Below are 9,948 nucleotides of genomic sequence, written 5' to 3' on the forward strand. Positions count from 1 at the left end.
TTCCTAGAGAGCCGCGTCCATGGCCGCCATCACGCGCTCGCGCGTGATCGGCATGCGGCGCGCGCGCACGCCCAGGGCATGGGCGACCGCGTTGCCGATGGCGCCCGCGACGGGACCGGCGGAACATTCTCCTGCGCCAAGGGGGGGCGCATCGGAGCGCAGGACCTCGGTCACGATCTCGGGCATGTCGCGGAAGCCGAGCACCGGATAATCCTCCCATGCACGGACTGCGAAACCCTCGTCCGTCCAGCGGGCCTCTTCCATCAGGGTCCAGCTGACGGCCTGAACGGCGCCGCCCTCCACCTGGTTGATGAGCCCGTCACGGTGCACGACGCGCCCCGCGTCGACGGCGCCGTGAATGCTGACGACGCGGACGCTCTCCTCGATCTCGACGCGGACCATGGCGGCGTAATAGGCGCCGCTGTTCTTGTAGCGCGCCACGCCGAGACCGCGGCCAATGCCCTCTCCGCCCGGCTCGTCCGGGTCCCAGCCGCCCGCGCTTGCGGCGGCCTTCAGGACGGCAGCGGCGCGGGGGTCCTCGCAATGGGCGAGGCGGAAGGCGAGCGGATCGGCACCCGCGGCGGCGGCAAGCTCGTCCATGAAGCTCTCGACGGCGAAGACATTGGCATGGGCGCCGAGCGCGCGCAGAGCGGAGCTGCGCAGCGGTCCCTGGGGCCGTTGGTTCAGCCTCACCCGGCGTTGCGGCAGGGCGTAGATCGGCACCGAGTTCCGGTCTGCGCCGCGGTCGGGGACCTTGAAATTGCTCTGCGTCGAGGGGGGATGCGGCGTCTCGAGATCGCGCGCGGCGAGAAGGTCAAGACCGTTTCCGCTCCCCGGCCGGGCGACATGGGGCGTGCTGGCGATCCGACAGTCCCAGTGCGTGATGCGGCCTTCGGCGGAGAGACCCGCCGCAAGATCGACGCGCATCGCGGCACCATGGGGGGACCAGCTCATCTCGTCCTCACGGGACCAGAGCACCATCACCGGCCGGTCCACCGCGCGGGCGAGGAGGGCGGCGTCGAGCGCCACGTCGTCGGCGGCATTGTGACCGTAGCAGCCGGCGCCGGGCACATGGACGGCGTTTATGGCGTCCTCGGCGATCCGGAGGGCGGTGGCGAGCTGCTTGCGCAGGGGGTGAATGCCCTGGGAATGGGTGTGCAGGTCGAGCCGCCCGTCCGTCCAGTGGGCGACGGCACAGGAGGGCCCCATGGCGGCATGGACGAGAAAGCCGCGGGCATAGCTGGAGGAAAGTCGCGTGACGGTCTCGGCGGGCTCGCCGGCGTCCTCGAGCAGGGTCTCGGCCTCCTCGGCGGGAGCGTCGAGCCAGGTCTGGGCCTCGTCGCAGGTCGGCAGGGTGCCGATGCGGGACCAGCGCGCGCTGCGCCGCGCTTTTTCGATGGCGGCGCGGGCGTCGTCGTCGCGCTCTGCCACCACGCCGGCGAAGGCGCCGTCGCGCACCACGCGCACGACGCCCGGGAGAGCCGCGACCGCCGCCTCGTCGAACCCGTCGAGCCGGAGCCACGGCGCTTCGGGGCGCAGGACGCGGCCGAACAGCATCCCGGGCAGGCGCAGGTCCTGGATGAAGGCGGCGCCGCTCAGTTTCGCGGGCAGGTCGGGGCGGCGGAAGCCCGGCGCGCCGTCGCCTTCGCCGAAGAGCACCGGGATCGGCTGATCGAGGGCGGAGACGGAGAGATCGACCTCGGCGGCCAGATCGCCGTATCCGACGGAGCGGTTGGTGCCAGGGACGCTGAAGAGGCCGTTCTCGAGCTCCACCGGCGCGCCGAGGGCGGCCTCGGCGGCCTGCATGAAGAGCGCGCGGGCCATGGCGACGGCAAGGCGCATCGCGGCGCCGCCATGCTCGACCGAGAGGCTGCCCGCGGTAAAGCCCTCGGCGGGCGCCCGTGCGGTATCGGCGGGCGCCAGGGTCAGGGCGGCGGGATCGACGCGCAGTTCGGAGGCGGCGATCAGCAGCATGGCGGCGCCAATCCCCTGCCCCAGCTCCACCTTCCCGCTGCGGATGGTGATGGTGCCGTCCGGCGCCACGTCGATCCATCGGTCGAGGCGGGGGTTCGATTTCAGGTTGGAGGGAAGCTCGGTCATGCCGCGCCCTCCAGCAGGCGGTCGATGGCGCGGAGCATCCGGGGATGCGCGCCGCAGCGGCACAGGTGACGTTCGTCCAGTGTCTCGAGCATCTCGGAGCGGTCGCGGACGCCCTCGTCCAGCAGGGCGCTGACGGTCATCATGATGCCGTTGACACAGTAGCCGCATTGTGCGGCCTGTTCCTCGAGGAAGGCCTCGCGCACCCGGGCGAGCGTGGGCGACGGGCCTTCGACCGTGTCGATGCGGCGGCCCTCCACGGACCAGAGCGGCAAGCTGCAGGTCTGCACCGCCTTGCCGTCGAGATGGACCGTGCAGGAGCCGCAGCGGCCCTGAAGGCAGCCGGTGCGGGTGCCCAGAAGGCCCAGATCGTCGCGCAGGACGGACAGGACCGGCGTGTCGGGCCGGGCGGTGACGCGGACGGCGCGGCCGTCGACGGTCAGGTCGTAAGGTCTTGGATCATCCATGCTCATTCCGCTCGTCTCCCCCGGAGCCACCCCCTTGGACCAGGCTCCATCCGTGCCGTGCCGAGAGGCCGGCCGGATCTCCCAAGTGCTTGATAGGACGAAGTCACTTGGCTTGAAAAGGTCGCGCGAGGGGCGAACTGCCCGTTTCGGCGCGGGCGGACGCGCCATGGCGGCCTGCCTGGCCGACGCCCCGCGGGCCGGCCGGGCTAGCGCAAGAGCACGTCGAGATCGCGGCCGGCGGCTGCCTCCTGAAGTGCGCGCCGAAAGGCCTGCCCGCGGGGGTCGCCATCCAGGTCGATCCCGGAGGCGCAGGCATGAAAGACGATGCGCTGGACGCTGGCGGGATCGGCCGTGCGGGACAGGGTCTCGATGCGGCCCGGGGCCGAGCCTGTGACGCTCACGAAGGCGACCTCGTCATATCCCGCGGCCTCGTCCGAGAAGCGGCACTCATGGGGCCAGTCCGGATCGCCGGAGGGGGTGCAGATCTCGGACCAGGAGGCGCTGAACTCGGGGCCGGCGTCGGTCTCGTTGTAGACGAAGCCGATGGTCAGCCCGTCCGGAAAGGTCGCGCTGAGGTCGTCGTAGCATCGCTCGGCGAAGGCGGGCGTGCCCGGGGGCGGCATCGGATCGGACGCGACATCGAATTCGGCCGTCCAGAGACCGGGAGGCAGGTAGCTCGCGCCCGCTCCGGCGGGGGAAGCGGTGGCCGGGGCTGTCGGCGCGGTCCGGCCCGGAATTGCCGAGAGGGTCGCCAGAAGGTCTTGCGGCACCGCCGCATCGGCGCAGCTTCTCAGTTCGAGGTCGCAGACGCCGTTCTCGCAGAGGGCGGGACGTCCGGAGGCCGTCACGCGGAGCGCAAGATCGGGCCCCGGCTGCGCGCCGCCCGGACCGGTGACGGTGCAGGCGCCGTCCGCGTCGCAGTCGAGCGTCATGCGGTGCCGCGGTCCCGCGCCCTCGTCCTGCCAGACGACCGCCGTTCCGTCAGGATGGAGGACGAAGGCCTGGGCGCGGCAGGCGAGGGCCGGCGGATCGCTCCCCATCGGTGTCCAGAGCCCCGACAGCGCCGCGTAGTCCGGTCCGGCGCGGGAGGAGGCGGGCGCAAGGTCGGCGCCGTCGCGACGGGCCATGTCGGAGATCTCGGCCTCCGTCAGGTGCGGCTCGCAGCGCTTCAACGTGACGTCGCACACGCCGTCGCCGCAGAGTTGCAGCCCCGCGCCGCGTGTCGTGAGGCGCAGGTCGGCCGGCACCTCGGACGGGTCGCCCGCCTGGGCGAGGACGTCGCAGGTGCCGTCCTGGCGGCAGGCGAACCGCGCGGCGGGATGGCCGCCCTGCCCGTCCGGGCCCCAGACGACCATCTCGCCGTCGGCGTGGAGATAGGCGGGATGGTCCCGGCAGGTACGGCCCATGTCGCCGGGCCGGGCATAGACGCCTTCCAGGGCGGCGAAATCGAGCGCCGCGCCCGCCGGCTGGACGGTCGGCGCAGCCTGCGCCCGGACGCGGTCCTCCCGCAGGAAGATCTCGTCGACCAGCAGCCGTCCGTCGGGAAGGCGGCGGGTCTCGTCGATGAAGCCGCGGCTGCCGAGGCAGTCGCGATACATCGTCATCTGCCCCGTCTCCACGTCATGCAGGCCGAAGCTGCCGTGAGGGCCGACGATCACCTCGGCGCGGGCGGAGAAATCGGCGGGGGCGGGGGCGGGATCGAGCGGGCGCTGCATCACGTCGCAGAAGGCCAGAGGCCCCGACTGCGCGCAGCGCCGGTAGGTCATGGTGCGGAAGGCGGGGCCGCCCGCCTGGGCCGAGGCGGTGTCGAGCTGGCGCTCGGCGATCAGCCCGTCCTCGTGCAGGACCACGGGGGAGGAGGTGCAGGCCTGCGCCAGGCCCAGGTCCTCGAATCCGTCGAAGAGGCGGGAGAAGGCTGCGTCCACCGACTCGCCGGGGCGGCGCTCGAGGGGGGCGTATATTCCGCGGGCCGGCATCACGTCGATGCTGCCGATGACGGGGGCCGGATCGGTCCCGGCGGCCGGAACGGGCGCGGCGACAGTGCTCTCCGGCCAGCCCGCCATCGACGGCGCGACCGCTACCCTGGGGAAAGGGCCGAAGCTGCGCAGTACATTGGCATCGCCGGGGCCGGGCGGTGCGGAGGGGTCGAAGGGCTCGGCCAGCACATGCACGCGCAGGGCCACGTCGGGCCAGCTGTCGTCGTCGCCCTCGAAGGCAAGGATGCCCTCGGCGGAGAGCTCCAGCGCCGGGAAGACGCCGCCGCTGTCCAGCCGTTTGGGGGCGTTCTGCACCTCTGCGTCGGTCGCGCCGCCCACGGGCAGGATCTCCGCTCCGCAGCCCGGGCCGCACCAGCCTTCGTGAAGCCAGACGTAGCCCCTGAAGATGGCGCCGAAGGGCGGGCCCGGTTCCGGCTCGGCGAAGACGGCGCTGGCGGCGGGGCGGCCATCGGCATGGGTGTAGTCGTAGCGGATGACCGGGACGTAGCCTGCAAGCCCTGCGGGCACGAGGAGCGGCGCCGCAGGCCGGGGCGGATCGGCAGGCGGAAGGGTCTGCACCAGGTCCGGGCCGCGCACCGTATCGAACCAGTCCGCGAGCCCTGCATCCGAGAGCGCGGGATGAAGCGGCACCTCGGGAACCTCGGCGAGAAAGCCGCGTCGCGCGCCGGTCCAGGCGCCGCCGCGCAGATCCGTGTCGCCCGCCATGCCCCATCCGCCCTCGAAGGCCATGCGCTCGGCATCGAGGCGGAACTCGAAGAGGCCCCACTGCCCGCCGTTGTCCCAGACGCCGCGCAGCGTCCGGCCATCGGCGGAGACCTCTCCGATCAAGGGACCACGGTCGCGCCTTCCGTGGACGAGGCGGCCGTCCTGAACCAGCGTCAGCACCTGATGGTTGGAGGCCCAGACACCGGTGAACCCGACCGGCGGGGCGGCGGCCTGCATCGCGTCGATGTCCTCGCCGGTATCGGGCGCGGCGGGGACAAGGGCGGGCGCCATGAAGGCCGCGAATTCGGGGCTGTCGGCAGCGGCCCAGGTCCCGCCGTGCATCTGGACCCGCAGATCGGTGTCGGTGCCCGTGGCCACCGTCAGGGGCGGCACGGCTCCCGACAGGCGGCGGGCGGTGACGGTCGAGCCGAGCCGCGCGATGTTGTGGTCCCACACCCCGGCGAGGCGGCTGCCGTCGGCGGAGAGCCGTACCTCCATGACGCCGCGCGGCTCCGACGAGCGGTCCATCGCTCCGCGGAGCGTCAGCCCGTCCGGGCCGACATGGCCCCAGACCGTGCCGACGCCGCCGTTGACGTGGATCTCGCCCCAGACTCGACGGCCCTCCTGCACCAGAAGCATCATGCCGCCGTGGGTCTGCCACGTTCCGGTGAACCGAGGGAGGAGCGCCGTGTCGGCGCCGTGGCCCACATGGGACACGACATCGCCGGGCCTGATGTCCTCGGCCACGCAGCCATGGGAGGAGTGGATGGCGGCGCAGTTGGGTGTCCAGCCGTCCGCGAGCAGCGGATCGGGACGATCATCGGGACCGACGCGGAGGGTCATCGGCACGCCCTCCTCGTCCACGACGAAGGTGATCTCGCTCGAAGGCTGGGTGTCGAACGTGGCGCGCCAGAGCCCCGGCGGCAGATAGACCGGCAGGAGCCCGTCCGCGTCGCGCGTGAAGCCCGAGACGAAGGCCCGGTCATTGTCCACGTCGAAGATCCGCACCGTCCGGCGGTCCATGGGAACGTTCTGCACGTCGCGGAGGTCGAAGGTCACGGGCGCGGCCCGGAAGTCGAACGCGATGGTGGTGGTCTGCCCCGGCGCGACATGCACGAGCATCTCGCGGGTGAGCGTGCCGCTGAGCGTGCCGCGGACAAAGTAGTCCCCGGGCGGCAGCGGCACGTCCTGGGCATTCACCGAGGCGGCATGATCGACGGCGGGGTCGATGGCGCCGTTGATCACGGGATGGATCGCGAAGTCGGCCCAGCCCTGTCCCTGCATCGTCGGCAGGCGGCCCGATCCCTCGGGCATCGGCCGGCCTCGGGCCATGCGCGCGTCGATCCGCAAACGTGCCGCAAGGATCAGCTCGAGCCTGTAGGGCCCGGCACCTTCGGGGATCGTGACCGGCAGGGAAATCGGGATCGGGTGGCCGGCATTGGTCGCGCGCCTGGCGACGAGCTGATAGTCGCCTGGGGCAAGCAGCACGGTTCCGGTGATCGGACCCGGGTTCAGGCCGAGCCGGGGGACCACCGGCGCGGCGCTCTCCCCGAGTGGAGAGAATTCCATCAGCGCGAATGGCCGCCCGGTCAGCACCTCGCCGCCCGCCACGTCGCGAAGGACAAGCTCCACCTCTCGCGCGGCGCTGACGACCGGCGGGGGCGGGTCCGGCAGGGGCTCCGGCGCCGCCGAGAGGGTGGTGGCGAGGGCCGCGGCGAGGGTCTCCGCGTTGTCGGCGGCAAGGAACTGGCCGCCCGTGGCATCGGCAAGACAGGACACCTGACGCTGTTCGTCGTCGTCGAGATCGAAACCCACCACATGGGCGCGGAAATCGACGCCCTGCGCCGTGAGTGTCCGCCCCAGCGCGCAGGGATCGCCGCCGCAGGTCTCGATCCCGTCGGTCACGAGCACGATGGTCGCCGATCGCTCGGTGTAGCGCATGGCCTCGGCCGCGGCGGTGACGGCATCGGTGATGGGCGTCATCCCGCGCGGGTTCAGCCCCTGCGCGGCGCCGATGATCTCGGGCACGGTCTGCATGGCAGGGCCCATGGGCACGACGGTCTCGATATCGGTGCATTCGCCCCGCGCCCGGTGACCATAGGCGAGCAGGCCGATCTGCATGTCCGGCGTGGCCTCGGACAGGACGTGCGAGAGGCTGCGGCGGGCGAGCTCGATCTTCGTCTCTCCCTCGATCCTGCCCCACATGGAGCCGGAGCCGTCGAGGACGATCATCAGGTTCTGCTGGTCCTGCGCCATGACGCCGGTGGCGCTGAGGCTGAGGGCGGCGGCAAGCGCGAGACGGCGGAACATGACGGGCCTTTCGGTCGAATCCGGCAAGGCGGAGTGAGACACGGGCGCGCCGCGGCCGCCTCACCCATTTGGGTGAGGCGCGGAGCGCTTTGCGGCGGCGGATGGCAGCCCGCTGCGCCAAAGCCCGCCGGTCCTGCCGCAGGACGTCTCCGAGCGCGGCGGCGACCGCGCCGCCTTCATGTCTTCCCTGATCGTCACCGCAAAGAGGAACGACATCGATCCTAGGCAAGGCTGGCCGATGGTCTCGGACGGCTGCCCGACATGACCGCGTTTCAGGTGTCGGCTCTGCTGCCGTGGAACTGGAAAGGCTCACAGCATCGCCAAGCCGCCTGACTGCGGCGCAGGCCGGTTGCTTGCTGTTCTGGCGGCGTTCGAGGGGTCGAGGCGCAGGTGCGGCTTGCGCCTGCGCGGTGCGCGGGGTCCGTGGGGGTCCTGGGCGGGGGAGCGGTTGTTCCCGTGTCGGGTCCGCTTGTGCTCCGTCTGTGGGGCGATCGCGGAAGGTCGGCTCGGGCTGGTGCGTGTCGCGGCGGTCTTGCGCGGCGGATCGCGTCCATTGCATCGTTCGGAGAGGTTTCTCGTGTTTCTTTCCAGATCTGGCGGTGACTTACTCTCCCACGTCTTGAGACGCAGTACCATCAGCGCGACGGCACTTAACGGCTGGGTTCGGAATGGGACCAGGTGTTTTGCTCGTGCTATGACCACCAGATCGGGGAAGAAACAGGTCGGCGGGTGGGCCGCCGGACAATCTTTCCAAGTCGCGTATCGTGCATGACTTCTGGTCCTGGTGAGGGTTTTCCTCGCCACTTCCGGATCAGATCAAGCCAATCGGGCCATTAGTACCGGTCAACTGAACGCATTGCTGCGCTTACATCTCCGGCCTATCGACGTGCTGGTCTCGCACGGCCCTCAAGGGATACCTTGTTTCGAGGGGGGCTTCCCGCTTAGATGCCTTCAGCGGTTATCCTGTCCGATCATAGCTACCCTGCACTGCGGCTGGCGCCACAACAGGTCCACCAGTGGATCGTTCACCCCGGTCCTCTCGTACTAGGGGCAACTCCTCTCAAGTATCCTACACCCACGGCAGATAGGGACCGAACTGTCTCACGACGTTCTAAACCCAGCTCACGTACCTCTTTAAACGGCGAACAGCCGTACCCTTGGGACCTGCTCCAGCCCCAGGATGAGATGAGCCGACATCGAGGTGCCAAACGGTGCCGTCGATATGGACTCTTGGGCACCATCAGCCTGTTATCCCCAGAGTACCTTTTATCCGTTGAGCGATGGCCCTTCCACTCGGGACCACCGGATCACTATGGCCGTCTTTCGACTCTGCTCGACGTGTCAGTCTCGCAGTCAGGCTGGCTTCTGCCATTGCACTCAACGACCGATTTCCGACCGGTCTGAGCCAACCTTCGCGCGCCTCCGTTACACTTTAGGAGGCGACCGCCCCAGTCAAACTACCCACCACGCAGGGTCCCGGACCCGGATAACGGGCCGCGGTTAGACATCAAGCAAGGCAAGGGTGGTATCTCAAGGGAGACTCCACCAGGACTGGCGTCCCGGCTTCGAAGTCTACCACCTATCCTGCACATGCCTGGCCTGATGCCAGTGCGAAGCTATAGTAAAGGTTCATGGGGTCTTTCCGTCTAACCGCGGGAAGCCTGCATCTTGACAGGCAATTCAATTTCGCTGAGTCGATGTTGGAGACAGCGGGGAAGTCGTTACGCCATTCGTGCAGGTCGGAACTTACCCGACAAGGAATTTCGCTACCTTAGGACCGTTATAGTTACGGCCGCCGTTTACCGGGGCTTCAATTCAAGGCTTGCACCTCTCCTTTTAACCTTCCGGCACCGGGCAGGCGTCAGACCCTATACGTCGTCTTGCGACTTCGCAGAGCCCTGTGTTTTTAGTAAACAGTCGCCACCCCCTGGTTTGTGCCCCCGGCCCTCTTGGACCGGGCCTCCTTCTCGCGAACTTACGGAGGTATTTTGCCGAGTTCCTTCAACATCGTTCTCTCAAGCGCCTTGGTATTCTCTACCAGTCCACCTGTGTCGGTTTGGGGTACGGTCTGATGGAGGGCTATTTCCAGGAACTGTCTTGGATACGCCCCAATCCGATAAGGGACGCACGCCGCCACAATCCGTCACATCCTCCTGGCCCAGGAATATTAACCTGGTTCCCATCGACTACGCCTTTCGGCCTCGCCTTAGGGGCCGGCTTACCCTGCTCAGATTAGCTTTAAGCAGGAACCCTTGGACTTTCGGCGACAGGGTCTCTCACCCTGTTTGTCGCTACTCATGTCATCATTCTCGCTAGTGATCTCTCCACCGGATCCCTCACAGGCCGGCTTCACAGAAAGCCTCTCTCCTCCA

The 9,948-nt window shown here is 69.3% G+C and carries 3 protein-coding genes, 2 rRNA genes and 1 pseudogene; 1 reads left to right on the forward strand and 5 read right to left on the reverse strand.

Annotated elements, in window-relative coordinates:
- Window positions 1-3 precede the first annotated feature (3 nt).
- The 3 genes from EAT49_RS05815 to EAT49_RS05825 all read right to left on the reverse strand — a co-directional run bounded on the left by EAT49_RS05815 (window position 4) and on the right by EAT49_RS05825 (window position 7,576).
- Entirely contained in the window at window positions 4-2,100 is a 2,097-nt protein-coding gene (locus EAT49_RS05815; protein WP_123641340.1) for a molybdopterin cofactor-binding domain-containing protein, read from the reverse strand.
- Window positions 2,097-2,570, reverse strand: coding sequence for a (2Fe-2S)-binding protein (locus EAT49_RS05820; protein WP_221181436.1), 474 nt, complete (start codon window positions 2,568-2,570; stop codon window positions 2,097-2,099). The genes EAT49_RS05815 and EAT49_RS05820 overlap by 4 nt, the downstream gene beginning before the upstream one ends.
- Window positions 2,571-2,770: 200 nt before the next feature.
- A complete protein-coding gene (locus EAT49_RS05825) occupies window positions 2,771-7,576 on the reverse strand; it encodes a VWA domain-containing protein (protein WP_123641341.1) in 4,806 nt (1,601 codons plus the stop codon).
- Between the two features lie 148 nt (window positions 7,577-7,724).
- Here EAT49_RS05825 and EAT49_RS05830 point away from each other — a divergent pair.
- A pseudogene (locus tag EAT49_RS05830) lies at window positions 7,725-7,909 on the forward strand (transposase domain-containing protein); the annotation flags it as partial.
- Window positions 7,910-8,167: 258 nt separating this feature from the next.
- On the opposite strand, the gene rrf reads toward EAT49_RS05830, so the two are convergent.
- Window positions 8,168-8,282 (reverse strand): 5S ribosomal RNA (rrf, locus tag EAT49_RS05835).
- 106 nt (window positions 8,283-8,388) lie between these two features.
- A 23S ribosomal RNA gene (locus EAT49_RS05840) occupies window positions 8,389-9,948 on the reverse strand; the annotation flags it as partial.

It is taken from the genome of Histidinibacterium lentulum (assembly GCF_003789055.1).
GTDB lineage: Bacteria > Pseudomonadota > Alphaproteobacteria > Rhodobacterales > Rhodobacteraceae > Oceanicola > Oceanicola lentulus.

What these genes read in the sequence shown, in the direction of transcription:
- EAT49_RS05825 (WP_123641341.1), bottom strand. Translation starts at nt 7,576, where the DNA reads ATGTTCCGCCGTCTCGCGCTTGCCGCCGCCCTCAGCCTCAGCGCCACC.
- EAT49_RS05820 (WP_221181436.1), bottom strand. Translation starts at nt 2,570, where the DNA reads ATGAGCATGGATGATCCAAGACCTTACGACCTGACCGTCGACGGCCGC.
- EAT49_RS05815 (WP_123641340.1), bottom strand. Translation starts at nt 2,100, where the DNA reads ATGACCGAGCTTCCCTCCAACCTGAAATCGAACCCCCGCCTCGACCGA.